This window comes from Polynucleobacter sp. UK-Mo-2m-Kol15 (assembly GCF_018881505.1).
Lineage (GTDB): Bacteria > Pseudomonadota > Gammaproteobacteria > Burkholderiales > Burkholderiaceae > Polynucleobacter.
The window spans coordinates 160,268-184,613 of record NZ_JACVQC010000001.1 but is presented as its reverse complement, the minus strand read 5'-3'; the positions used below and the strand labels follow the sequence as shown (position 1 = coordinate 184,613).

The 24,346-nt window shown below is 46.2% G+C and carries 25 protein-coding genes and 1 riboswitch; of the genes, 19 read left to right on the top strand and 6 right to left on the bottom strand.

The features are described 5' to 3' along the window. The first annotated feature begins 16 nt into the window (after positions 1 to 16). From ICN43_RS00965 to ICN43_RS00925, 9 genes are all read left to right on the top strand, one after another. Positions 17 to 691: a DUF484 family protein gene (locus tag ICN43_RS00965; RefSeq protein WP_216196812.1), complete on the top strand. Its 675-nt coding sequence runs from the start codon at positions 17 to 19 to the stop codon at positions 689 to 691. Continuing rightward, positions 672 to 1,673 carry a tyrosine recombinase XerC gene (locus ICN43_RS00960; protein ID WP_216196811.1) on the top strand — a complete coding sequence of 334 codons (1,002 nt, stop codon included), beginning with the start codon at positions 672 to 674 and terminating at the stop codon, positions 1,671 to 1,673. Before ICN43_RS00965 ends, ICN43_RS00960 begins: the two co-directional genes overlap by 20 nt. A gap of 63 nt (positions 1,674 to 1,736) precedes the next feature. After that, complete coding sequence (locus tag ICN43_RS00955; RefSeq protein ID WP_216199799.1) at positions 1,737 to 2,801, top strand: GTP-binding protein; 1,065 nt, start codon at positions 1,737 to 1,739, stop codon at positions 2,799 to 2,801. Between the two features lie 225 nt (positions 2,802 to 3,026). Next, complete coding sequence (gene dksA, locus ICN43_RS00950; protein WP_216199797.1) at positions 3,027 to 3,404, top strand: RNA polymerase-binding protein DksA; 378 nt, start codon at positions 3,027 to 3,029, stop codon at positions 3,402 to 3,404. 27 nt (positions 3,405 to 3,431) lie between these two features. Further along, positions 3,432 to 4,334, top strand: a complete 903-nt coding sequence (gene argB / locus ICN43_RS00945) for an acetylglutamate kinase (protein WP_216196810.1) — start codon at positions 3,432 to 3,434, stop codon at positions 4,332 to 4,334. A gap of 21 nt (positions 4,335 to 4,355) precedes the next feature. Continuing rightward, a complete protein-coding gene (gene slmA, locus ICN43_RS00940) occupies positions 4,356 to 5,012 on the top strand; it encodes a nucleoid occlusion factor SlmA (protein ID WP_216196809.1) in 657 nt (218 codons plus the stop codon). After that, positions 5,009 to 6,148, top strand: coding sequence for a homoserine O-acetyltransferase (locus ICN43_RS00935; RefSeq protein WP_216196808.1), 1,140 nt, complete (start codon positions 5,009 to 5,011; stop codon positions 6,146 to 6,148). The genes slmA and ICN43_RS00935 overlap by 4 nt, the downstream gene beginning before the upstream one ends. Next, positions 6,145 to 6,726 (top strand): methionine biosynthesis protein MetW, encoded by a 582-nt coding sequence (gene metW / locus ICN43_RS00930; protein ID WP_216196807.1) that lies wholly within the window; start codon positions 6,145 to 6,147, stop codon positions 6,724 to 6,726. Before ICN43_RS00935 ends, metW begins: the two co-directional genes overlap by 4 nt. A 4-nt stretch (positions 6,727 to 6,730) precedes the next feature. Next, positions 6,731 to 8,053 (top strand): MFS transporter, encoded by a 1,323-nt coding sequence (locus ICN43_RS00925; protein ID WP_216196806.1) that lies wholly within the window; start codon positions 6,731 to 6,733, stop codon positions 8,051 to 8,053. On the opposite strand, the gene ICN43_RS00920 is transcribed toward ICN43_RS00925, so the two are convergent. After that, the gene (locus ICN43_RS00920; protein WP_216196805.1) at positions 8,046 to 8,828 is read right to left on the bottom strand and encodes an exodeoxyribonuclease III; all 783 of its coding nucleotides are present in this window, start codon (positions 8,826 to 8,828) and stop codon (positions 8,046 to 8,048) included. The two genes, ICN43_RS00925 and ICN43_RS00920, sit on opposite strands and share 8 nt — an antisense overlap. An 8-nt stretch (positions 8,829 to 8,836) precedes the next feature. Here ICN43_RS00920 and pyrE point away from each other — a divergent pair, with 8 nt between their 5' ends. After that, positions 8,837 to 9,505 (top strand): orotate phosphoribosyltransferase, encoded by a 669-nt coding sequence (pyrE, locus tag ICN43_RS00915; protein WP_216196804.1) that lies wholly within the window; start codon positions 8,837 to 8,839, stop codon positions 9,503 to 9,505. Between the two features lie 38 nt (positions 9,506 to 9,543). Here pyrE and dapF read toward each other — a convergent pair whose 3' ends face one another. The 3 genes from dapF to ICN43_RS00900 are packed head-to-tail and all read right to left on the bottom strand — an operon-like array spanning position 9,544 to position 12,243. After that, positions 9,544 to 10,398, bottom strand: coding sequence for a diaminopimelate epimerase (gene dapF / locus ICN43_RS00910; protein WP_216199796.1), 855 nt, complete (start codon positions 10,396 to 10,398; stop codon positions 9,544 to 9,546). A 59-nt stretch (positions 10,399 to 10,457) separates the two neighbouring features. Continuing rightward, a complete protein-coding gene (locus ICN43_RS00905; RefSeq protein ID WP_216196803.1) occupies positions 10,458 to 11,357 on the bottom strand; it encodes a lipid A biosynthesis acyltransferase in 900 nt (299 codons plus the stop codon). 25 nt (positions 11,358 to 11,382) lie between these two features. After that, positions 11,383 to 12,243 (bottom strand): lysophospholipid acyltransferase family protein, encoded by an 861-nt coding sequence (locus ICN43_RS00900; protein ID WP_216196802.1) that lies wholly within the window; start codon positions 12,241 to 12,243, stop codon positions 11,383 to 11,385. A gap of 204 nt (positions 12,244 to 12,447) precedes the next feature. On the opposite strand from ICN43_RS00900, the gene metK reads away from it, so the two are divergent. From metK to metF, 3 genes are all read left to right on the top strand, one after another. Continuing rightward, positions 12,448 to 13,614 (top strand): methionine adenosyltransferase, encoded by a 1,167-nt coding sequence (metK, locus tag ICN43_RS00895; protein ID WP_216196801.1) that lies wholly within the window; start codon positions 12,448 to 12,450, stop codon positions 13,612 to 13,614. A 78-nt stretch (positions 13,615 to 13,692) separates the two neighbouring features. Then, positions 13,693 to 13,804: riboswitch (S-adenosyl-L-homocysteine riboswitch) on the top strand. A gap of 61 nt (positions 13,805 to 13,865) precedes the next feature. Then, a complete protein-coding gene (gene ahcY / locus ICN43_RS00890) occupies positions 13,866 to 15,311 on the top strand; it encodes an adenosylhomocysteinase (RefSeq protein ID WP_216196800.1) in 1,446 nt (481 codons plus the stop codon). Between the two features lie 54 nt (positions 15,312 to 15,365). After that, positions 15,366 to 16,196 carry a methylenetetrahydrofolate reductase [NAD(P)H] gene (metF, locus tag ICN43_RS00885; protein ID WP_216196799.1) on the top strand — a complete coding sequence of 277 codons (831 nt, stop codon included), beginning with the start codon at positions 15,366 to 15,368 and terminating at the stop codon, positions 16,194 to 16,196. On the opposite strand, the gene ICN43_RS00880 is transcribed toward metF, so the two are convergent. Then, positions 16,185 to 16,802 (bottom strand): 5-formyltetrahydrofolate cyclo-ligase, encoded by a 618-nt coding sequence (locus tag ICN43_RS00880; RefSeq protein ID WP_255533372.1) that lies wholly within the window; start codon positions 16,800 to 16,802, stop codon positions 16,185 to 16,187. The genes metF and ICN43_RS00880 overlap by 12 nt on opposite strands. Positions 16,803 to 16,899: 97 nt before the next feature. On the opposite strand from ICN43_RS00880, the gene ICN43_RS00875 reads away from it, so the two are divergent. Genes ICN43_RS00875 through ICN43_RS00865 form a run of 3 tightly spaced genes read left to right on the top strand, consistent with a single transcriptional unit; the run spans position 16,900 to position 20,892 of the window. Beyond that, positions 16,900 to 18,816: a transglycosylase SLT domain-containing protein gene (locus ICN43_RS00875; RefSeq protein WP_370623188.1), complete on the top strand. Its 1,917-nt coding sequence runs from the start codon at positions 16,900 to 16,902 to the stop codon at positions 18,814 to 18,816. 23 nt (positions 18,817 to 18,839) lie between these two features. Continuing rightward, positions 18,840 to 19,748, top strand: coding sequence for a complex I NDUFA9 subunit family protein (locus tag ICN43_RS00870; protein WP_216196797.1), 909 nt, complete (start codon positions 18,840 to 18,842; stop codon positions 19,746 to 19,748). A 4-nt stretch (positions 19,749 to 19,752) separates the two neighbouring features. Further along, the gene (locus ICN43_RS00865) at positions 19,753 to 20,892 is read left to right on the top strand and encodes a polynucleotide adenylyltransferase (protein WP_216196796.1); all 1,140 of its coding nucleotides are present in this window, start codon (positions 19,753 to 19,755) and stop codon (positions 20,890 to 20,892) included. A gap of 1 nt (position 20,893) precedes the next feature. Here ICN43_RS00865 and ICN43_RS00860 read toward each other — a convergent pair whose 3' ends face one another. After that, positions 20,894 to 22,081: a class I SAM-dependent methyltransferase gene (locus ICN43_RS00860; RefSeq protein ID WP_216196795.1), complete on the bottom strand. Its 1,188-nt coding sequence runs from the start codon at positions 22,079 to 22,081 to the stop codon at positions 20,894 to 20,896. 25 nt (positions 22,082 to 22,106) lie between these two features. On the opposite strand from ICN43_RS00860, the gene ICN43_RS00855 reads away from it, so the two are divergent. Genes ICN43_RS00855 through ttcA form a run of 3 tightly spaced genes read left to right on the top strand, consistent with a single transcriptional unit; the run spans position 22,107 to position 24,309 of the window. Next, positions 22,107 to 22,928 (top strand): SDR family oxidoreductase, encoded by an 822-nt coding sequence (locus ICN43_RS00855; RefSeq protein WP_370623137.1) that lies wholly within the window; start codon positions 22,107 to 22,109, stop codon positions 22,926 to 22,928. 45 nt (positions 22,929 to 22,973) lie between these two features. Next, positions 22,974 to 23,369, top strand: a complete 396-nt coding sequence (locus ICN43_RS00850) for a dihydroneopterin aldolase (protein WP_216196794.1) — start codon at positions 22,974 to 22,976, stop codon at positions 23,367 to 23,369. 28 nt (positions 23,370 to 23,397) lie between these two features. Continuing rightward, on the top strand, positions 23,398 to 24,309 hold the full coding sequence (ttcA, locus tag ICN43_RS00845) for a tRNA 2-thiocytidine(32) synthetase TtcA (protein WP_216196793.1): 912 nt from the start codon (positions 23,398 to 23,400) through the stop codon (positions 24,307 to 24,309). The last annotated feature ends 37 nt before the right edge of the window (positions 24,310 to 24,346 follow it).

The following is a 24,346-nucleotide window of genomic DNA, read 5'->3' as shown; positions in this document are numbered from 1 at the left end:
AACAAGAAAGACATTGATGAGCGCAATCGATCCGAAGCAAGCCGAACAAGAAGAATTGGTAGCAGAGTGGCTGCGTGCAACCCCAGGTTTCTTTGAGCGCTATGCTAATCTTTTAAATGAAATTCGTTTAAAGCATCCGCATGAGGATCGTGCAATTTCATTGCAAGAGCGTCAGATGACTTTGTTGCGAACTCAGAACCAAGAGCTCAATCGACGTCTCAGTGAGATGTTGCATTTTGGTAGTCGTAATGACAAGACTCAGCAGGGTCTTGTTGCCTGGTTGTTGCAGTTGATGCGCGCTAATACAAAGGTAGATGTTGAGTCTGCTGTGACTACAGGTTTAGCGGAGGTGTTTGAGGTTGAGTCAGCGCAACTCCTGGCACCTAATTCAGCATTTGGTCCTTGGATTGATACCCCTCTCTGTGGTTCTGCCAAAGAGCTGACTTCGGCTAGCGTAGATTTGTTGGCAACTCAAGTTCACATTGATCCTGAATGGCAAAGTATGGTGGCTATTGGCTTGCCAATAGGCAGGAGTATTGGAGTAGTGCAATCCCCGGCAGTACTCTTATTGGCTAGCAAAGATGAATCTCGTTTTACTGCAGACATGGGCGCATTCTATTTGCGTCAGATTGCCGAACTCACTGCTGCAGCTTTGGATCGCATCCAGGCTTATGAGCCAAGCGCTAGCTGATCTTCATCCTTTAATGCAAGAGTATTTGCACGAACTGCATATATTGAGGCAGCTCTCACCGCATACGCTTAAAGCTTACCGCATGGATCTTAGTGAACTGCAGGCAATAGCAACAGATGATGCTATTGAGTTGTTAAAAGTTACTAATGCCCATGTGCGTCGCTGGGCTGGTCGCTTGCATTCTAAAGGTAAGTCCTCTCGCACTATTGCTAGGGCGCTGTCTGCTTGGCGCGGTTGGTATGACTGGCTGACTGAGAAAGATGCGCGTCGTGATGCGCAGGCAGGCAGGGTGACTGCAAATCTAGTGGCTAATCCCGTTGATGATGTAAAGGCCCCTAAGCGTTTAAAGTCTTTGCCTAAGGCGCTTTCAGTTGAGCAGGCGCTTGCCTTGGTCAATCAAGCCCTTAAAGAAGCTGATGTAAAGAAAGACCTAGAGACGGTGCGTGACGCCGCTATTCTTGATTTGCTGTATTCCTCCGGGCTGCGTTTATCAGAGCTGCTGGGTATTGATGTGACGCAAAGTAAAGATCGCCAGCATGAGTCTGCTGGTTGGTTAGACTGGGATGCTGCAGAAGTGACTGTTTTGGGTAAGGGTGGTAAACGGCGCTCAGTTCCCATTGGTGAGCCAGCTATGCGATCCCTCAGACTTTGGCGGGAGACTAGGGATCTATTGGAGCAAGCAGATGTATCGATGGCTTTATTTATCTCTGCTACTGGCGCTCGTTTGTCTCCTAGGACTGTTCAGGCCCGCCTGCGGACTTTGGCAATGCGGGCAGGCCTGCCAACCCATGTGCATCCACATATGATGCGTCATAGCTTTGCCAGTCATGTATTGCAGTCTTCTCAGGATTTGAGGGCGGTGCAGGAGATGTTGGGTCATGCCAGCATTGCCAGTACCCAGATTTATACCTCCTTAGATTTTCAGCACCTAGCGCAGGCATACGATAAAGCCCATCCTCGCGCAAAGGCTGGCAAAGCCTGAGGAACTCGTTAAGATAGATGATTTCCCGCTTGCGGAATGTATTAATAGATTTTGATAGGATCACTGATGGCTTTAATTCCAGTAACAATTCTCACAGGCTTTTTGGGTAGCGGCAAAACAACTTTGCTCAAACATATTCTCACAGAAGAGCATGGCAAAAAAATCGCCGTGATTGAAAATGAGTTCGGCGAAGAGAATATCGATAACGACATCTTGGTTCAAGACAATCAAGAGAATATCGTGCAAATGAGCAATGGCTGTATTTGCTGCACGATTCGTGGTGACCTAGTTGAGGCTCTCAATTCATTATGGGAGCAGCGTAAAGATAAAAAGATTAGCTTTGATCGCGTAGTTATTGAGACTACTGGCGTGGCTAACCCAGGCCCAGTCGCACAAACATTCTTTATGGATGATGATGTTGCGGACCACTATGTATTGGATGCGGTGGTTACGCTTGTGGATGCCAAGCATGGTCCACAACAATTGACTGAGCATGAAGAGGCACAGCGTCAGGTAGGCTTCGCCGACCAAATCTTCATTACTAAGACCGATTTGGTGGCGCCTGCCGAAGTGGATGCGCTTCGTAATCGTTTGATGCATATGAATCCTCGTGCGCCGATTCAGGGTATTTCTAAAGGCGTAGTTCCTTTGGATGCCGTTTTGGATCTCAAAGGCTTCAATTTGAATGCCAAGCTCGACATAGATCCGCACTTTTTAGGCCAAGAAGATCATGACCATGCTACTTGCGGTCATGATCATAGTCACGATCACCATGATCACAGCACCTGCGGTCATGACCATAGCCACGATCACCATGACCATTCGGGCCATACAGACCGCATCCAATCCTTCGTTTTTCGTAGTGATAAACCCTTTGATCATAAAAAATTAGAGGACTTTCTGGGAGGTATTTTGGAGGTCTTTGGGGAGAAGATGTTGCGCTATAAAGGCGTTCTCTATGTGAAGGGTAGCAACCGAAAAGTTGTGTTCCAGGGCGTCCACCAGATGATGGGCAGCGATATGGCTGGATTATGGGGGGCAGAGCCCAAGCAAACCCGCATGGTCTTTATAGGGATAGATTTGCCTAAGGACACCCTGCTGGCTGGCCTTGAGGGCTGTTTGGTCTAGGAAAATATAAAGTACAATCCTGCGCCACAGTCAATATTGATAAATATTGGCAAAAGCGTAATAAAACTTTGGCAGAATGAAGCAATAATGGTTTAGATCCATGGAAAGAATGAAATGACGGTAAAAACACCAACGAAATCTTCAGCAACAGCAAAAGCACCTGCTAAGACTGCAAGCGCAAAGGCTGTAAAAGGTGCCCCCTTAACAGAGGTTGAATTGCTCAAGATGTCCGAAAAGGACTATATGAGTGCGGCTCAGCTAGATTTTTTCCGTCAAAAGCTTTTAACCTTAAAAGACGATATTTTGAAAAATGCTTCTGAGACTACAGAGCATTTACGTGAAAATATTTTGGTTCCTGATCCTGCGGACCGTGCAACGATCGAAGAAGAGCATGCTCTAGAATTGCGAACACGTGATCGTGAGCGCAAGCTATTGAAAAAAGTAGAGCAGGCTTTAGCTCGTATTGAGTCTGGTGACTACGGTTGGTGTGAAGAGACTGGGGAGCCAATCGGCCTAAACCGCTTGATTGCACGACCAACAGCTAACCTTTCTCTCGAGGCGCAAGAGCGTCGTGAGCTTCGTCAAAAGTTGTTTGGCGATTAATTTACTAGATCGAATATAAAAGTAGTGATGACTAAGCAATCCCCAACTATTAGCGAAATCTCTCCTTTACTTAAGGCGGAGATTTTGGCTGAGGCATTACCTTACATTCGCGCATATCACGGCAAGACCATTGTCATTAAGTACGGTGGAAATGCGATGGTAGAGGAGCGCCTTAAGGAAAGTTTTGCACGCGATGTGATTTTGCTTAAGTTAGTTGGTATGAATCCAGTTGTAGTGCATGGTGGTGGGCCGCAAATTGATGAGGCACTTAAGAAGATTGGCAAGACCGGCACCTTTATTCAAGGCATGCGCGTAACCGATGAAGAAACCATGGAAGTGGTGGAGTGGGTTCTCGGAGGCGAGGTGCAGCAAGATATCGTGATGTTGATCAACCATTTTGGTGGGCAGGCAGTTGGCTTGACCGGCAAAGACGGCGGCTTAATTCGCGCAAAAAAGATGTTCGTTAACGATGAAATGAATGCTGGTGGAACCATTGATTTAGGTTTTGTTGGTGAGATCGAAGCAATTAATCCAGCGGTTGTAAAAGCATTGCAAGATGATGCCTTTATTCCAGTGATTTCCCCGATTGGGTTTAGCGAGGAAGGTCAGGCATACAACATCAATGCTGACCTGGTAGCTGGCAAGATGGCGGAAATCTTGCATGCTGAGAAACTGGTCATGATGACTAATATTCCTGGTGTGATGGATAAAAATGGCACACTCCTAACAGACCTTACCGCACGTGAGATTGACGGCCTTTTTGCTGATGGCACGATTTCTGGCGGTATGTTGCCGAAGATTTCTTCTGCATTAGATGCGGCCAAGAGTGGTGTAAATTCAGTTCATATCATCGACGGACGAATCGAGCACTCTTTGTTACTGGAAATTCTGACAGAGCAGGCTTTTGGAACAATGATTCGCTCTCGCTAAGGGTGGACAAGAGATATAACCATGCGTGATTCCTTAGACCCTACTGCATCAGAGATCGAAGCGATAGTTGCTGAAGAGGGAAAGACGCGTAAGCGCCCCCGACCTGGCGAGCGTCGTCTACAGATCTTGCAGGTCTTGGCTGAGATGTTGCAAAACCCTAAAGGTGAGCGTGTTACTACTGCGGCCTTAGCGGCAAAAATTGAAGTTTCAGAAGCGGCGCTCTATCGACATTTCGCCAGCAAGGCTCAGATGTTTGAGGGCTTGATCTCCTTTATTGAGCAAACTGTTTTTGGTTTGATTAATCAGATCAACCAAAAAGAAGAATCTGGCCTAGCCCAAGCGCGTGGAATTTTACAAATGCTTCTATTCTTTGCAGAAAAAAATCCCGGAATGACCCGCGTTCTTTTGGGCGATGCTTTATTACAAGAGGATGATCGTTTGCAGCAGCGGATTACCCAAGTGCTTGATCGCGTGGAAGCATCCCTTAAACAGGCGCTGCGTATTGCTCAAACTCAGGGTGGTACATGGGCAAGTGTGTCACAAGATGAAGTGGGTATTCGTGCGGCGATGTTAATGAGTTATGTTTTAGGTCGCTGGCATCGTTTTGCCCGAAGTGGCTTTAAGAAGCTTCCAACCGAAGCATCTGATATCAGTCTTCGCATTCTTCTCTCCGAATGAGCGAGCTACACCTCTCTAGAAACACTATCCACTTTGCCGAGCCCTTGCCTTTGCAAAGTGGCGCCATCTTATCGGGCTACGATTTAGTTATTGAAACTTACGGCAAACTCAATGCTGATAAAAGTAATGCGGTACTTGTTTGTCATGCATTGAATGCATCACACCATGTAGCCGGACCCAATCCAGATGATGCAAGTGATATTGGCTGGTGGGACAACATGATTGGTCCGGGCAAGCCGGTTGATACCAATCACTTCTTTGTGATTGGTGTTAATAACCTAGGCTCTTGTTTTGGATCAACGGGTCCAATGAGTATCAATCCAGCTACTAGCAAGCCCTACGGCGCAGACTTTCCGGTAATTACGGTCGAGGATTGGGTGAATACTCAGGCACGCTTGGCTGATAAGTTGGGTATTCGCCGCTTTGCTGCGGTCATGGGTGGTAGCCTGGGTGGTATGCAGGCATTAGCCTGGTCAATTCAGTTTCCAAAACGTCTTGCTCACTGCTTAGTAATTGCCTCAACACCAAAACTCAGCGCACAGAACATTGCTTTTAATGAAGTGGCGCGTAATGCTATTTTGTCTGATCCAGATTTTCATGGTGGTAATTACTATGAGTACGGTGTCGTGCCAAAGCGCGGTCTTAAACTTGCACGCATGGTCGGCCATATTACCTATCTGTCTGATGATGATATGGCAGAAAAGTTTGGGCGCGAGTTGCAAAGGCCTCATGGCGAATCTCAAGACTATCGCTTTAGCTTTGATGTTGAATTTGAGGTTGAAAGTTACTTGCGCCATCAAGGCGATAAGTTCTCTACTTACTTTGATGCGAATACCTATTTGCTTATTACTAGGGCACTAGATTATTTCGATCCTTCTCGTCGTTATGAGGGTAGCTTGAATCGCGCCCTCGCCGAAGTGCAAGCCAAGTTCTTAGTCGTGAGCTTCTCTACGGACTGGCGTTTTCCGCCTAATCGAAGCCGTGAGATTGTAGAGTCTTTACTCAGCAACAAGAGTGAGGTTAGCTATGCAGAAATCGATGCGCCTCATGGCCATGATGCCTTTCTACTAGATGACTCGCGTTATCACAATCTGATTCGTGCTTATTTTGAGCAAATGTTAAAGGCCAAATCATGAAGCGCGCAGACTTTGCAGCAATAGCGAGTTGGATTGCACCTAATAGTGAAGTGCTGGATCTCGGTTGTGGTGATGGTAGCTTCTTGGATTTCCTGCAAAAGCAAAAACCGGTACATGCTTATGGTGTAGAGATTGATGATGCGCGCGTACTTTCTTGTGTGCAAAAAGGTTTGAACGTCATTCAGCAAAATCTTGAAGGGGGCCTAGCACTTTTTGAGAACAATAGTTTTGATACAGTAGTACTTTCTCAAACACTGCAAACAATTCACGAAACTGAAAAGATTTTGCGTGAAGTGGTTCGAGTTGGCATGGAGTCGATTGTCTCCTTCCCCAATTTTGGCCACTGGTCGCACCGATTATCAGTTAGTTTTGGTCGTATGCCTGTTTCTAAAAGTTTGCCATACCAGTGGTACAACACCCCCAATGTGCGCGTTCTAACGGTAACTGACTTTGAAAAGTTAGCTTCGAGCTTGGGGCTAAAGATTCTGGATCAATGCATCTTGCATGAGGGGCGGCAAGTCACCTTGATGCCCAATCTTTTTGGAAGCCTAGCGCTGTTCCGCGTTCGACGTGCTTAGTAGCATGCAGTCCTGGCTGAAAGATTTTCGGATATATCTCGAATGGCCTTGCCTCAGAATGCTTTTTTTGGGCTTCTCTGCAGGACTACCGTTATTACTCATTTTAGGGACGCTGAGCTTTTGGCTAAGAGAGGCTGGAATTGATCGCAGCACTATCGGTTATCTCACTTGGGTTGGTCTAATCTACGCATTTAAGTGGGTGTGGGCCCCTTTGGTAGATAGAGTGTCTATTCCCTTATTGTCTAAACTATTTGGCAGAAGGCGTAGCTGGCTGATTTTTGCGCAGCTGTTAATCATTCTCGGCCTAGTTGGCATGGCTAGCATTGATCCAAAAGTGCAGCTCACACCAATTGTGTGGTGTGCTCTGCTCGTTGCTTTTGGATCTGCCACTCAAGATATTGCATTGGATGCTTTTCGAATTGAGTCTGCAGATAGTGATCATCAAGCGGCTCTAGCAGCTACATATCAAACTGGTTATCGACTAGCCTTAATTTGGTCTGGTGCTGGTGTTCTCTGGTTGGCTGCCCGCGCTGAATCTGGTGTTGCTGGCTACGACCCAGCCGCCTGGCAATTTGCCTATCTTTGTATGGCGCTCTCTATCGGTGTGGGTGTAGTCACTACCTTGTTTAGTAAAGAGCCCATTCGCATTGAGCTTGCTAAAGCTCGTAATGCAAAAGCATGGCTACATCAAACTTTGATTGAGCCATTTTCAGATTTTATTCAGCGCTATGGATGGCACGCTATTTTGATTTTGTCTTTAATTGCCATCTATCGTATTAGCGATGTGGTCATGGGTATTATGGCCAACCCGTTTTATGTAGATATGGGTTACACCAAAGATGAGGTTGCAGCTGTAAGTAAGGTATTTGGCGTGGTGATGACATTGGTTGGTGCCTTCGTTGGCGGTGTACTCACCCTGCGATTTGGAGTAATGCGCATTCTATTTCTGGGTGCGATTTTGTCAGCTGTCAGCAATTTATTATTTGCTTGGCTTGCCACCCAGGGCCATGATCTGCATGGCTTAATCTGGGTAATTTCTGCTGACAATCTAAGTTCCGGAATTGCTACAGCAGCGTTCATTGCATTTTTATCAGCACTGACAAATATTCAGTACTCAGCAACGCAGTACGCATTGTTTAGCTCGATGATGCTTCTATTGCCAAAGTGGCTCGCTGGATTTTCAGGCGTCTTTGTAAATGCGTTTGGCTACTCAAGCTTTTTTATCAGCACTGCTGTTATTGGTGCGCCAGTCTTGATTTTGATTTGGCTCACCATTCACTTTAAAGTAGTTGAATTTAAAAAACACGACTTACAAGTCGCTAAATAGACCAGTCGTAATCTATCGTGAGAGGCGCATGATCGGAGAAGCGCTCATCTTTATACACAACAGTATTTTTAGCGCTAGCTGCAATGCCTGGTGTGGTGATGTGATAGTCGATCCGCCAGCCCACATTCTTTGCATAAGCTTGGCCGCGATTGCTCCACCAGGTGTAGCAGGCATCAGTAGTATCTGGCTCTAATCTCCTGTAGACATCGACATAACCAACTTTTGTAAAAAGGTTTGTCAGCCATGCTCGCTCTTCAGGTAAAAACCCCGAGTTCTTAAGATTGCCTTTCCAGTTCTTGAGATCAATCTCATTGTGGGCAATATTGACGTCGCCACACAGCACAATCTCTCGTCCTGATTTTTTAAGTTTAACTAGGTGTGGCAAGAAGGAGTCGAGATAACGATATTTGGCCTCCTGTCTTTCTGGTGAGCTTGAGCCTGAGGGCATATATACCGAGATTACGGATAGTTTTTTAAATCGGGCTTCGACATAACGCCCCTCAGCATCAAACTCTTCGTTGCCATAGCCATAGAGCACTTCATCGGGTTTATGAGGGGTATAGATGCCACAACCGCTATAGCCCTTCTTCTCGGCATGATGAAAGAAGCCGTGTAGGCCATCTGGATTGAGTATGGCATCCTCTAGATCGTCCTGCTGAGCCTTGAGCTCCTGCATACAGATAAAGTCTGCTTTTTGTTTTAGGGCCCAAGGTAGAAAGCCTTTTTTGACCGCCGAGCGGATACCGTTGAGGTTGGCAGAAATGATGCGTAACATATAGGCCTATGAGCTCAAAAAATTCTAATCAAGATAACTTTATTCAATTTGCCCTTGAGGCAAATGTTTTGTCGTTTGGGGAGTTTAAAACTAAAGCCGGACGCCTTTCTCCTTATTTCTTTAATGCGGGTGATTTTAACGATGGCATTCGTTTAAGGGCGCTGGGCCACTATTACGCTAATGCTTTGCAAGAGTCTGGTCTGCGGTTCGACATGCTGTATGGGCCCGCCTATAAAGGTATTACATTGGCAGCCGCCACTGCTATTGCTTTAGCTGATACTGGACGAAATGTGCCTTATGCCTACAATCGTAAAGAAGCCAAAGATCATGGAGAGGGTGGTTCACTGGTGGGCGCTCCAGTGAGGGGTAAGGTGGTCATTATTGATGATGTCATTTCTGCTGGGACTTCTGTGAGGGAGTCTGTGAAGTTGATTCGGGATGCAGGTGCGGAGCCAGTGGCAGTATTAATCGCCTTGGATCGCATGGAAAAATCAGGTACAGCGACTGAAATTGGCGACAAGTCAGCAGTGCAAGCAGTAGAGCAAGAATTTGGCTTGCCAGTGGTAGCTATTGCCAGTCTAGCTGATCTGATGGCTTTCTTATCAGCCTCCAGTAGTGCTGAGTTAACAAACCACCTTCCAGCAGTAAAGACTTATCGCGAGAAGTATGGCATTTAAACAAATTGGCGGCTGCGGTAGTACAGCCGCTGCGCCACTTAGATCTTTGTTTCGCCTTCGAACACAGTGATTGCTGGGCCTGTCATGATGACGGCCTGTGTAATTTCATTGACTATGCCGCCCCAGGAAATTTGTAAATCTCCACCACGGGTGTGCACTGTGACTGGCGAGTCGAGTAGTCCGCGACGAATGCCTGAAACCACCGCAGCACAAGCACCGGTGCCGCAAGCAAGCGTCTCACCAGCGCCTCGTTCGTAGACGCGCAACTTAATTTCCTTGCGATTAAGAATTTGCATATAACCCGCATTCACTTTTTTTGGAAATGCAGCATCTTTTTCAATTGATGAACCCTCTTCGAGTACGGGTGCGCTATCAACATCGCCTACTACTTGTACCGCATGGGGATTGCCCATTGACAAGACGCTAATCCAGCTATCGTGGGCGGCGGGCGTAGCAATTGGCAGCGCATAGAGCATTTCATGAAATTCTTGTTTAGTAGCTAGGCCTCTAGCATTAAAGGGAATTTTGCTGTGATCAAAAATGGGTGCGCCCATATTCACTTCCACCAGGCCATCATCACGTGAGCTGAGGGTGAGAATAGTATGCGCCACTTCAACACGCAATGGATTCTTTGTGGATAGGCCTTGATCAAGAACAAAGCGGACAAAACAACGCGATCCATTGCCGCACTGCTCCACTTCACCACCATCCGCATTGAAAATGCGATAACGGAAGTCAGCATCGGGGCGAGTGGCTTTTTCAATCAGCAGTATTTGATCGGCACCAATGCCAAACTGACGATGAGCTAGTTTTTGCCATTGCTCACGAGTGATATTGCTAAGGTCTTGATCAAGACCGTTAAGCACAATAAAATCATTGCCAGCACCATGCATTTTGGTGAAGCGCAGTGTGCGTCCAGGCTTATTTAATTTTGTGCCCAAAATAATTCCAATTAGTTGTAAAGACTTGGCTCGCCAGGTGGACGATGCTTAAAGCGTTTGTGAACCCAATAGTACTCTGCCGGCCTTTCTCGAACAAGGTCTTCAATATATTTGTTTAAGCGTGCAGTATCCGCTTCAACATCATCCGTTGGGAAATTGGGAATTGGCTCGCTGATATTGCAGATATAGGCTTTGCGCTCAGGGTTTAGGGTCGTGGTCATGAGGCAGACTTCTGCACCGCTAAGCCTAGCTAAGCGAGAGACTGAGGTGATCGTATTCGTCTGAATGCCAAAGAAGGGAACAAAAACAGAGTCCCGTGGGCCGAGATCAATATCAGGGGCAATAAAAATAAAGTTCCCCGTTTGAATTTCTCGAATTAAATCACGTAAGCGACTTTGTCTCTCAATGGATTTCCCCCCAAAACGATTTCTCCATTCAATCATTTTTTGATTGAAGAAGGGATTCTTCATATTTTGATAAAGGCCAGCACCGCGTGGCCAGTTATGCTTGCTTGCTAAAACAGAGAGTGCCATGAAGCCGCCCTCAAGCCCTACAAAGTGAGGGTTGATTAAGAGGCGCGGCTTGCGATCACCAAGCGTAATTGCAGAGTTGATAGTGACAATGTCGGTGATCTGTTTTCCACTGCCAAGCCAAATACGACTTCTTTCAATGACGCTGCGTCCGAATAATTTCCAGTGCTCTAGCGCAAGCGTATTAATTTCTTTTTCGCTTAGATTGGGGAAGCATAGACGCAAGTTAGTTTTAACAACCTTTGCACGCTCATTGGGTATGTGTGCCGCCAACCAACCGAGACCATAGCCTATATAAATAGTGAGTGTATATGGCAAAAATGCAAAAAGACGCAGTAGGCTCAGCGCTAGAAAATTGAAGAGGTTGTGTAACCAGATCATGTTGAATAAATTATAAATTTATTAACTAATTGCTTGGTGGTAATTCAGCTCCGCTCGGATGTTTGTAGCGGTTATAGGCCCAAATAAATTGGTTAGGTGCAACGAGAATTGCATTCTCAATAGCAATATTGAGTTCAGCGGCTGCAAGAGTGGAATCTTCAGACAGCGGTTCTAGCCTATTGGCCTGCATAAGCCAGCCTTTGCCCAGACCTTTACGTTTGGCAGTAAACATCACAACAGGCGTGTTATTACGATTCGCTAGGCGTGCAGGAAGTGGGGTTGTATAAGCGAGGCGCCCAAAGAAGGGTACCCAAACACCTTCACCGCCGCTAGGGACTTGATCTGGAAGAATGCCAATCGCTTCACCGCGTGTAAGTGCCCTCGTCATTTGACGAACGCCATTCAAGTTGGTGGGCACAAAATGCATATTGGGATAGGCGCGACCTTCCTCCACTACTTCGTTGAGCCATTCTTGGCGGGATGGGCGATAGAGGATGGTGGCAGGGAAGTGCTGAGCTAATACGCGCGGAATAATCTCAAAGCCGCCTAGGTGTGGCGTGAGCATCACCAAGCCATGACCCTCTTTAATGGCCGCCTCTACTAAATCCCAATTTTGTACTTCAACCAGCTCTAGGGCTTTAGCTGGGTTTCGCCAAATCCACAGGCTGTCTGAAAACAGCTGGCCTGAGGCTGCTGCGGCAGTCCAGATTTGTAGAGGTAAATGATGACTTTTTACAACCGCCTCATATTGAGGGCGAAAAAGTGATCGGTATTGCTTGGACCCCGCATAAGCCAGTATCCCTAAAGCTGCGCCAATTACCTGCACTAGGAATAAGGGCAAGGCTGCTATTACAGCAAGAGTTAGCTTTAGGAAGATTTTGCGCACCCTCTAATGATATTCAATGCTAGCCCTAGGGCCAAATTTCTGATGTTGCTTGATAGATATGGCGTTTTTCATATAGAATTGCATCATCGCTGAGTTAAGGCAACTTGCAGGGCGATTCATAAATTCTGCTAAAGCGTCGCCGTTGAAGTTCCTGGCACGTCGAGTTGTCCAAAAGATCGTGTTAATTTTTTAAAGGAATATGCAATGGCAAATGATTACTTCTTTACCTCAGAATCAGTTTCTGAAGGTCACCCCGACAAAGTCTCAGATCAAATCTCCGATGCGGTCCTTGATGCCATTTTGGCACAAGACCCGACTGCACGAGTTGGTGCTGAAACATTATGTAATACCGGCTTAGTAGTTTTGGCTGGTGAGATCTCTACTCATGCGAACGTAGATTACATCCAAGTAGCTCGCAATACTTTGCGTGAGATTGGTTACGACAATACCGATTACGGTATTGATTACAAGGGTTGTGCAGTACTGGTTGCATATGACAAGCAGAGCCCAGATATTGCTCAAGGGGTTAATAACGCCCATGATGACGAGCTGGAATTAGGCGCTGGAGATCAGGGTCTCATGTTTGGTTATGCCTGTGACGAAACTGCAGAGCTGATGCCTTTGCCAATTCATTTATCCCACCGTTTAGTGGAGCGTCAATCTCAGTTGCGTCGTGATGGCCGTTTGAACTGGTTGCGTCCAGATGCAAAGTCTCAAGTGACCTTGCGCTACGTGGATGGTAAGCCCGACTCAATCGACACAGTTGTTCTCTCTACCCAACATAATGAAGATATTTCTCTCGAGAAGTTGCGTGAAGCAGTCATTGAAGAAATCATCAAGCCAGTATTGCCAAAGCACTTGATTAAGGGTGCAATCAACTACTTAGTAAATCCAACGGGTCGATTTGTGATCGGCGGCCCACAAGGCGATTGCGGTCTCACGGGGCGCAAGATTGTTGTTGATACCTATGGTGGTTCAGCCCCTCACGGCGGCGGTGCATTCTCTGGCAAGGATCCATCCAAGGTTGATCGCTCTGCCGCTTATGCGGCTCGCTATGTGGCTAAAAACGTAGTCGCTGCAGGCCTAGCCACCAAGTGCCTAGTGCAGGTTTCTTATGCAATTGGCGTTGCTAAGCCAACATCTGTCATGGTGAGCACTTACGGCACTGGCAAGATCTCGGATGAAAAGATATCTCAATTGGTTTCGGAGCATTTTGATCTACGTCCGAAGGGCATTATTAAATCTCTGAATCTCTCACGTCCAATTTATCGTAAGACTGCCGCTTATGGTCACTTTGGTCGTGAAGAGCCAGAATTTACTTGGGAGCAGTGCGATAAGGCACCTGCATTACGAGCAGCAGCTGGCTTGTAATCTGCTTTCCAGGCCGTAAATTTGCAGTATGTTTCGTATTGAGGCGAAATATGGCGAAATTGATTACAATTTCGCCATACCTTCAAGGAGCGTTGCAAGGAATACTGAGAACCAGTGTTTCCCCAGGCTTGAAGGGAGTGGACTCCTAGGTAACCCCAGAGTTTGCTAATTGCAACTGCGCTCGCTAACCCATGATTCAATGGCTAGCGAGTTTCTACTCCAGCATTGGATCGTATTTAGCTGGAGCATTGATGAATACCGTTTCCGATTTAAACAACTTTGTAGCAACTCGTTGCGCTATTGCCGATATTTCTTTGGCTGACTTTGGTCGCAAAGAAATCGCTATTGCCGAAACTGAAATGCCAGGTCTCATTGCGATTCGCGATGAGTTTGCAGCACAGCAGCCATTGCGTGGCGCACGTATTACTGGTTCATTGCATATGACCATTCAAACCGCAGTATTGATCGAGACGCTAGAAGCGCTCGGCGCTGAAGTACAGTGGGCCTCTTGCAATATTTTTTCTACACAAGATCACGCCGCTGCAGCGATTGCTGCTAATGGCACTCCTGTGTTTGCCATCAAAGGCGAGACCCTTGAGCAATACTGGGATTACACCCACCGTATTTTTGAGTGGGCAGATGGCGGCTTCACCAATATGATTTTGGATGACGGTGGTGATGCAACTTTGCTGTTACACCTCGGTGCACGTGCTGAAAAAGATCAAGCTTGCTTGAATCACCCAACTAGTGAAGAAGAAACCATTTTGTTTTCGGCCATTAAAAAGAAATTGGTACAAGATCCCACTTGGTATTCCACACGCTTAGAAAAAGTTAAAGGTGTTACCGAAGAAACTACTACTGGTGTACATCGTCTGTATCAAATGTTTGCTAAAGGTGACTTGAAGTTTCCAGCTATTAACGTGAACGACTCTGTTACGAAAAGCAAGTTCGACAACCTCTATGGTTGCCGTGAATCTTTAGTTGATGCGATCAAGCGCGCTACTGATGTGATGGTTGCTGGTAAGGTTGCCGTGGTCTGTGGTTACGGCGATGTAGGTAAGGGCTCGGCTCAAGCTTTGCGAGCTTTATCAGCTCAGGTTTGGGTAACTGAAGTAGATCCAATCTGTGCATTGCAAGCTGCGATGGAAGGTTACCGTGTCGTCACAATGGACTACGCTGCAGATAAGGCAGACATTTTTGTTTCAGCAACAGGTAACTACCATGTCATTACACATGACCACATGGTAAAAATGAAGAACCAAGCAATTGTTTGTAACATCGGCCACTTCGATAATGAGATTGACGTTGCGGGCATCGAGAAATACAAATGGGAAGAAATCAAGCCACAAGTAGATCATGTGATTTTCCCAGCTACTAATGGAAACCCTGAGAAGCGCATCATCATCTTAGCCAAAGGTCGCTTAGTTAACCTTGGTTGCGGTACAGGTCACCCATCCTATGTAATGAGCTCTTCATTTGCAAACCAAGTGATTGCGCAGATCGAATTGTGGAATGCGGTCGGTACAGATAAATACCCAGTAGGTGTTTATACCTTGCCAAAGCATTTGGATGAGAAGGTTGCCCGTTTGCAGCTCAAGACCTTAAATGCACAGCTAACTGTATTGTCAGATCAGCAAGCTTCTTATATTGGTGTAACGAAGGAAGGCCCATACAAGGCTGACCACTATCGTTATTAAGCTGCTCTTTGCAGATATTGTTCAATAGAGAAATAGAGATACAGGCCCAAAATCATGGAATTAAGCGTTGAATTCTTTCCTCCAAAAACACCTGAAGGTGAGAATAAGTTACATCTCGTGCGCGAGCGTTTTAGTGAAACGCTCAAGCCCGCTTTTTATTCTGTGACTTTTGGCGCCGGCGGCTCTACACAATCCGGTACATTAAAAGTCGTAAGTGATATACATGCTGCAGGAGCTGTTGTTGCCCCCCACTTATCCTGTGTTGGTAGCTCACGTGAGAGCGTGCGCGAGATGTTGAAGCAATACCAAGTTTTAGGCGTTAAACGTATTGTTGCATTACGTGGTGACTTACCATCTGGCATGGGCCAGTATGGTGAGTTCCACCATGCTAACGAATTGGTTGAATTTATTCGTGCAGAAACTGGTGATTGGTTTCATATTGATGTAGCCGCCTATCCAGAAAGTCATCCTCAGGCGAAGTCCCCAGCAGCAGATGTAGATTTCTTTGTGCAGAAGATGAAGGCAGGAGCCAATTCAGCAGTAACCCAGTATTTCTATAACAGTGACGCCTACTTCCGCTTTGTTGATGAGGCCTATGACTTGGGCGTGACTGAGCCAGTCATTGCGGGGATCATGCCAATTACCAATAGCACTCAGTTGCTGCGTTTTTCAGATGCTTGTGGCGCAGAAATCCCCCGTTGGATTCGTCTGCGTTTGCAGTCGTATGGTGATGACACTGCTTCGATTCGTGCGTTTGGTGAAGAGGTGGTCACTGATCTTTGCGATCAACTATTAACAGCTGGTGCGCCTGGACTACATTTCTATTCACTAAATCAGGCTGATGCTGTTTTAGCGATTGCTGACAATCTAAGTCTAAATAAGTAAGCCTGAGTCAGTCAGCATGGCATCCAATGGCTCGTCATGTGTTTGAGCCTGCCATTGAGCATCCTCTAATTTTTGCCAATTAAAGCCAATACCTACGCATAGTAGGTTTGGTTTGGCTTTACGCAACTGGGCCAAGGTGCGGTCAAAGTAACCGCCCCCATACCCGAGCCGCCAATAGTGCGTCTTATTGCCCACTTTGGATGATGACCAGCCAACGCAGGGAATCAAAATACAGTCTGGACTTACTTGAGGTCTGCGGGGGTTATTGGGATCAGGTTCCAGTACGCCATGGCGGCTTGGGATTAGTAGGTCGCCCTCTTGCCAGTTGTAAAAATCCAAATGTTTATCAGGGCGAGCAAAAGGGAGGGCTAGTGTTTTATCTCCCCTGCTCTGGGCCCAGGTCAATAGGGGAGCTCGGAGGTCGAGCTCATCTTGTATAGGGCAATATAAGGCAATGGATTGAACTTGAGCATCATGGTCAGCCAAAAATCTAGCTAAGCTGGCGAAAATCGCTTCTTGAGTGACGCAATAGCTCGCGCTAGCCGCAAACTGTTTCCTTTGGGCTAGCAAGTCTTGCCGAAGCGATTTTGGAGAATTGCCGTGCATATCGACCATTATCAGGCGAAAATTAAGAGATATAGTAAATCGATAAGGTAAGACAGTGGAAAAGAGGTTTGATCTTTTGGGCGGCTGGCAAAAAACGGTGGGCGCAATTCTATTTCTAGCGCTAGTAGTTTCTGCCCCCAGCATTTTTGCAGAGAAGGTCAAGAAAACCATCCCCGCCAAGGAAAGTAGAATTTCAGCCTTTGAAATTACTGAAGGTGATCGAACTTTTATTGAGTTGCGTGAAGCGGCGAAAAGAAATGACGTGGCTCGTGCACAAACCTTGGCTGCCAGTCTCTCTAATTACCCGTTTGAAGACTACGTAGCCTATTTTCGTATCAAGCCGCAGTTATTCGATAGCGCTGGTAGTGCGCGAGCCGATAGCAATGCAGATTCTCAGGTAGCTACTTTTCTAAGCCAATATCAAGGTACAGCTCTAGCCGATCGGATGCGTAATGATTGGCTACTCGTTTTAGGTAAGCGAAAAGACTGGTCGCGCTTTGATGCTGAATATCCCAAGTTTATCTTGGATGACGATACTCAGGTGAAATGTTATTCACTGCAGTCAAAATTGGCTCAAGGTGAGAACCCAACAAAAGTGGCGATAGATGCGCGCGCAATACTATTGGACCCACGTTATTTTGGTCAGGCTTGCCAAGAATTGGTGCCTACTTTAGTTGGTGCTGGTGGTATGACACCGAGTGAGGCAAAGGCGATTGGCCGCGCTGCCAGTGAGATGGGTTTTGACACCATGTCACGTCGCATGGGTGGTGAAGATCCCATTGCCGATATTGTGAAAGCTGCCAAAGCAGATCCTGCGAAAGCATTTAGAGATTTTTCGCAAAACGCATTTCGCTATAGCAAAGAGAATCAAGCCGTTGCTTGGGGTGTGATTGGTCAATTCCTCGCAAAGAAATTAGATCCTAATGCAGATGATGCCTATCGTCTCCAACAAGAGCTGGGCTATAACGAACTTCTCTCCACAGAAGGGCAGGAGTGGAAGGTACGTGCGGGCTTGCGTGCTAAGGATTGGGCGCTAGTCAAAAATGCAATTGAAGGCATGAATCCTGCCGTACGTAGTAAAGACCCCGCTTGGACTTATTGGTATGCGCGTGCATTAAAGGTAGATGGCCAAAATGAAAAAGCACGCGAAAACTTGGAGCTTGTTGCAGATCAGTACAACTTTTACGGACAGCTTGCGCGTGAAGATTTGGGTAAAACTAATCAGGCACCTGCTCGCACTAAAGTGAGTGATGCAGAAGTCGATGCTATATCTCAACGTAAAGGCTTTATCAGGGGTGAGCGTTTCTATGCCATGAATTTGCGTTTTGAAGGCAATCGTGATTGGAATTGGGAGTTGCGCAACATGAGTGATAAGCAGCTACTCGCTGCTGCCGAATACGCCAAACGTATCGGCTTATATGACCGCGTGGTGAATACGGCAGATCGTACCAAGCAAGAGCATGACTTTAGCTTGCGTTATCCAACACCGTATCGTGATGAGCTAGCACCGATTGCGAAGCAAATTGATTTGAACTTGGCTTGGGCTTACGGCTTGATTCGTCAAGAATCCCGCTTCATCATGAATGCATCTTCCTCTGTGGGCGCTTCAGGATTGATGCAGGTGATGCCGAATACTGCAAAGTATGTTGCTAAGAAAATTGGTATGACCTCCTATACCAATGACAAGCTTACTGATACCAATACCAACCTCACTTTAGGTAGTAATTACTTAAACATGGTTTTAGTAGACCTAGATGGTTCATGGGTATTGGCTTCTGCTGCTTATAACGCGGGCCCTTCACGCTCAAAAAATTGGCGAGCAAAGCTGACTAGTCCTACTGAGGGTGCGATCTTCGCAGAAACAATTCCGTTTAATGAGACGCGAACCTATGTAAAAAACGTATTGGCAAATGCAACGTATTATTCATCGGTGATGCATGGGCAGACGCAATCTTTAAAACAACGTTTGGGTGTAATTGCTCCTAAAACTGCAAACGCATCTGAGCTACCCTAGTATTTCAATTACATTGGAGTTTTATGAAATATGACATTCTGCTAATTGGCGGTAACGGTTTTGTAGGTAGAGTCTTGGCTGCCCAATTACAAGCAGAGGGCTATTCTGTTTTACTGCCCACTAGACACTTAGCATCGGCACGTGAATTGCGTATGCTGCCAAAAGTACATTTGGAAGATGTTGATGTGCATGAGTTTGATTCCTTACAAGCGCTTTGTGCGCGTATTAAGCCTGGTGGCGTAGTCATTAATTTAGTAGGCGTCTTGCATGACAAGCCTGGGGAGCCATACGGCAAAGTATTTAAAGCGGCCCACGTGGAGCTCCCTAAAAATATTATTACTGCCATGCAAATGAATGGCCTCAAACGCTATCTACACATGAGCGCATTAGGTGCAGATCCTAATGGCCCATCGATGTATCAGCGCAGTAAGGGCGATGGCGAGGCCGCAGTAAAAGCTAGCAATCTAGACTGGACTATTTTTAGGCCTTCAGTAATTTTTGGTGCCCAAGATCAATTCATTAATTTATTTGCCAAGCTAACGAAGTTATTCCCAGCAATGCCTTTGGCCAACTCTGGGGCACAATTTCAGCCGGTGAGTGTAGATGATGTAGCTACTGCATTTACCAAGGCCTTAAAAATGCCATCGACTATTCATCAGTCTTATGATTTGGTGGGGCCAACGGTTTACACTATGAAAGAGATTGTGGAATTAGCTGCACGCAAGGTAGACGCAAAATGCGCCATTATTCCTGTGCCTGCTTTTGTAGGCTATCTTCAGGCTTTGGCTTTTGAATTTTTACCGGTTCCGACCTTAATGTCGCGCGATAATATTGCCTCCATGCAGTTACCTAATATTCTGCCGCTCAATGGCGTTGATGCATTGACTCAAGTCTTTTTTGTCAGCCGTCGTACTCTAGAGGGCATGAAGTAAGCCAATGAAAATCTATGCAGTTGGCGGCGCTATTCGGGATACCCTCATGGGTTTACCAGTGCACGATATTGATTACGTCGTTGTTGGCTCCAGCGTAGAAGAAATGGTATCCAAGGGATATCGTCCAGTGGGCAAAGATTTCCCAGTCTTTTTGCATCCAGAGACTCAAGCTGAATATGCCTTGGCGCGTACAGAGCGTAAAACAGGTAAGGGCTATAAGGGTTTTATGTTTTATGCTGATCCGACCGTTACGCTTGAGCAAGATTTAGGGCGTCGCGATCTCACGATTAATGCGATGGCACAAGAGGTGGATGCTGATGGCAAATGGGTGGGACCTATTTTGGATCCCTACAATGGCCAACAAGATTTGGCGGCTAGGATATTTCGCCATATATCTGATGCTTTTGCAGAAGATCCTCTCCGTCTATTGCGTATCGCACGTTTTGCTGCTCGCTTCCCGGAATTTATAGTTGCGCCAGAAACAATGCATGCTTTGAAGGCAATCGTTCACTCTAATGAATTATCGACACTCTCGGCTGAAAGAATCTGGCAAGAGTTATCTAGAGGTTTTACTGTCAGCAAGCCCATGCGAATGTTTCAGGTCTTGTTAGATGCTGACGCAGCTAGGGTGCTGCTGCCGTCGAGGTTGGTAAGTAATTTAGCCAAAGAAGAATATCGTGAGCAGCTTGTTGCCTATCTAAATGCAGCAGGCAATCGTCTGGAAGATCGCTGTGCCGTTACCTTCATGCATTTGCCGGCCAGTGAAATTCGTTCATGGGCAGAGTCCGTCAAGATGCCAAATGAGGTGCGTGATTTCAGTGAAATATTTAGCGAGCTCAATTTACTCTTGGAGAGGGCGCTTTGTAATCCAGGCGCCACATATCAGCCTGTCGATGTATTGGCTTGGTTTAATCGAGCAGATGTTTGGCGTAAGCCGGAACGCGGATATGCCTTGTTAGATTTGGCCAAACGCATTGGCTTAAATGCTGGCATCCTAACTTCGGCAATGCAAAATGCACAAGTACTAAACACTGCAGGGGTGATCGCAAGCATTCCTGCTGAAGACCGGTCTAATGGTGAAAACATTCGCAGTGCAGTAGATGCTGCAAGACTCTTGGCAATTACTACAAGTTTAAATATCTAATTCAAAGTCGGTTTCTGCCTCGAAGTCCAGGTAGGTCCTCTAAGATATGCTCCGGCAGTACCTCATGTAACCTCTTAGAGAATGCGAATACTTTAAAGAGCTCACCCATCTCTGCTTCAGATAAGAGTTTTTGTAAAGAATTCGAAATTGGTAGGAAAGTTTCTGGATTGCTAGGGTCGCCAATTTCTAATGCAATATCGCCAATCCCTGCATCAAGTAGATAGCTTGCTTGATTGCTGAGATAGACATCATCAACCTGTTCCGCCAATGCATTTCGAGCAATCTGTGACCAATTCACATGCGTTGTGAGATCACATAGTCCTGGAAGATAAAAAGGATCTTGAATTGCATGATGACGATGATGTCCCATCAAGGTTCCTTCAAGACGTTGCACGTGATAGTACTCATTCTCCGGAAATCCGTAATCAAAAGTGAGGAAGAGGCCAGTATCCAGATGATTGGCCACTTGGCGCATCCAAGCATTAGCTGGTTCGTGAAGTTCGGTAACGTAGCCTTCAGAAAAATTTCCACAACGTAAAGTCTCCGGGAGGAGCGACTGCTCAACAGGCTGACCTACTGACCAAGCAAGCTTTCCATCTAATACTGCAACGCCTAGCCAATACCAAAAGCCGTTTTGAAAAATGATGGCGTCGCACGGAATGGCATCAATTACTTCATTGGCCAAAATGATACCCTTGAAGTTATTGGGTAAAGAACTAAGCCAATGGCATTGAGTGGATAGATTGAGCTCCCTCGAGAGATCTTCAAGCCGCGCCTCTTGTCTTTGGGCCAGGTCCGGTGAGATCTCGATGATGTCGTAGTGATTTAAGTGGAAATCAAGCTCGTGGAGTCGCGTGAGAATAGATTCGGCCAGCTTTCCGCTGCCTGCACCAAACTCCAGAATTTGGGTGGGGAGTCCTTGAGCCTGGATGCCCTCTAGGATCGGTAGCAGCGTTTCCACAATGGCAGCGCCAAATAAGGGGGAGAGCTCGGGCGCAGTCGTGAAATCGCCTCCAGCACCCAATTTATGGGCTCCAGCACTGTAATAACCCATTCCAGGCTCATAAAGAGCCATTTCCATATACCTTGAAAAGGGTATCCAGCCGCCTTTAGAGGCGATTTCAACCATTATTTTTTGGCTAAGAAGCTTGGTATGAGACGTTTCAAGGCTGGTCAAGGTAATATCCATAGCTCGCTAGTCTAAGAGAATTTAAGTGAACTTGAGTTCAAATCCATCACCTCGGCAAAATAAGGCGGTTTTAGTGACCGGCGCTGCGAAGCGTCTTGGTCGTGAAATTGCTTTGGAATTTGCACATCAGGGCTGGGATATCGCGGTTCACTATGGCCGATCTGAGGCAGATGCTCAAACCACCGTAGCCGACATTCAGAAGCTGGGGCGTAAGGCTATAGCATTTAAGGCTGACCTTGCTAGCGAAGCAGAAATTCACTCTTTGTTTGCATCCGTTATCGCTGAATTCAATAATTTGCAATGTCTCATCAATAGCGCCTCGATCTTTGAGTATGATCGAGCAAACTCAGCGACCCCATTCACTAGCACCGCTCTCCAAGATCATATGCAGGTCAATTTAGCGGCACCCATTTTGCTATCCCAGTTAATGTTTGAATATCAAAAGTGTCAGGAGAAGAATGCGGACGATAGTGACTTATCTATCCCCGCGGTGATTCAGTTGCTCGATCAAAAATTAATTAACCTCAATCCAGATTATTTGTCTTACACATTGTCTAAGTCTGCACTCCTCACTTCGGTTGAGGTGTTGGCAGTAGATTTTGCACCGCACTTACGGGTGATTGGTTTAGCCCCTGGTATTACGCTGACTTCAGGCGACCAAACTGAAGCCGGTTTCATGAAGGCGCATCAGATGACACCATTAGGGAAGTCATCAACACCCAGTGACATTGCAAAAGCAGCTGTATTTTTAGCCAGCTCGAATGCGATTACTGGTACAACTTTATATGTCGACGGCGGACAACATTTATTGCCATCATCACGTGATGTGATGTTTAAAACCAATTAAGTATTTAATGCTGAATAAAAATTTAAAAAAGAGTTAATACAATTTATGCACGCCATTCTTTCTCATCCAGCACTTGCTGATTGCCGCCGCTTATTTCTTCGTGACTATGAAATCTATATCAATATTGGTGTGCATGACTTTGAGAAAAAGGCTGAGCAGCGTGTGATCCTCAATGTAGATCTCTATGTCCCGCTGAATATGAATACTCCCTCTAAAGACTTATTAGAGGAAGTTGTGGACTATGACTTTATGCGTGAAACCATTAAGATGCGGTCTTCCCGGGGCCATATCCATTTGCAAGAAACCTTTTGTGATGACATCGTCTCAGCCATGCTATTGCACCCAAAAGTCATTGCTGCTCGTGTCAGTACTGCTAAGCCTGATGTGTATCCAGATTGTCACTCCGTTGGCGTTGAAGTGTTTCGGATAAAGCAAGCTTAAAGACATTTCAGAAAAGAATTTAGTGGCCATGAGTGATACCCGTAAAGTTGTCTTCGAAGAAAATAAGCTTGAGAAAAAGCTATGCCGTTTAGTTGGCCAGGCAATTGGTGACTTTGGCATGATCGAAGATGGCGACAAAGTGATGGTTTGTTTATCGGGCGGCAAAGATAGCTATGCCATGCTTGATATTCTTCTGAAATTGCGCGAGCGCGCTCCAATTGATTTTGAAATTGTTGCTGTTAACTTAGATCAAAAACAGCCGGGATTTCCGGCGGAAATTCTACCGAACTATTTAAAGGCTTTGGGTGTTGAGTATCACATTGAGAATCAAGATACCTATAGCATTGTCAAGCGTGTAATTCCAGAAGGTAAAACTACCTGTGGACTTTGCTCTCGATTACGTCGTGGCATTTTGTATCGTGTAGCAGATGAGTTGGGTGCCACTAAGATTGCCTTGGGTCATCATCGCGATGATATTTTGGAAACGCTAATGCTGAATATGTTCTTTGCTGGCAAGCTCAAAGGTATGCCGCCAAAGCTACGATCTGATGATGGCAAGCATATTGTGATTCGCCCTCTCGCATATGTTCCTGAGAAGTTGCTTGAGCGTTATGCAGTAGACATGAATTTCCCGATTATTCCGTGCAATCTCTGTGGTAGCCAGCCCAATCTGCAGCGTGGTGTCATGAAAGACATGTTGCGTGAGTGGGAGAAAAAGCACCCTGGCCGCGTCGAGAATCTCTTTCGCTCAATGCACCACATCGTGCCATCGCATTTAATGGATGATGAGGCCTTTGATTTCAAAAATTTAGAGATTGCTACGGAGCTGTCTGGCATTGCTGCCAGATCTGCTGGTGATAAGGCAATTGATGAGACGGAAGTTGATGAATTGGCTTGCGGGACTTTACTAAAGCCAGTTGCTGGCCCATTCACCCATTAATAGTTATGGGAAATGTAAATAAGGCAATTTATAATTC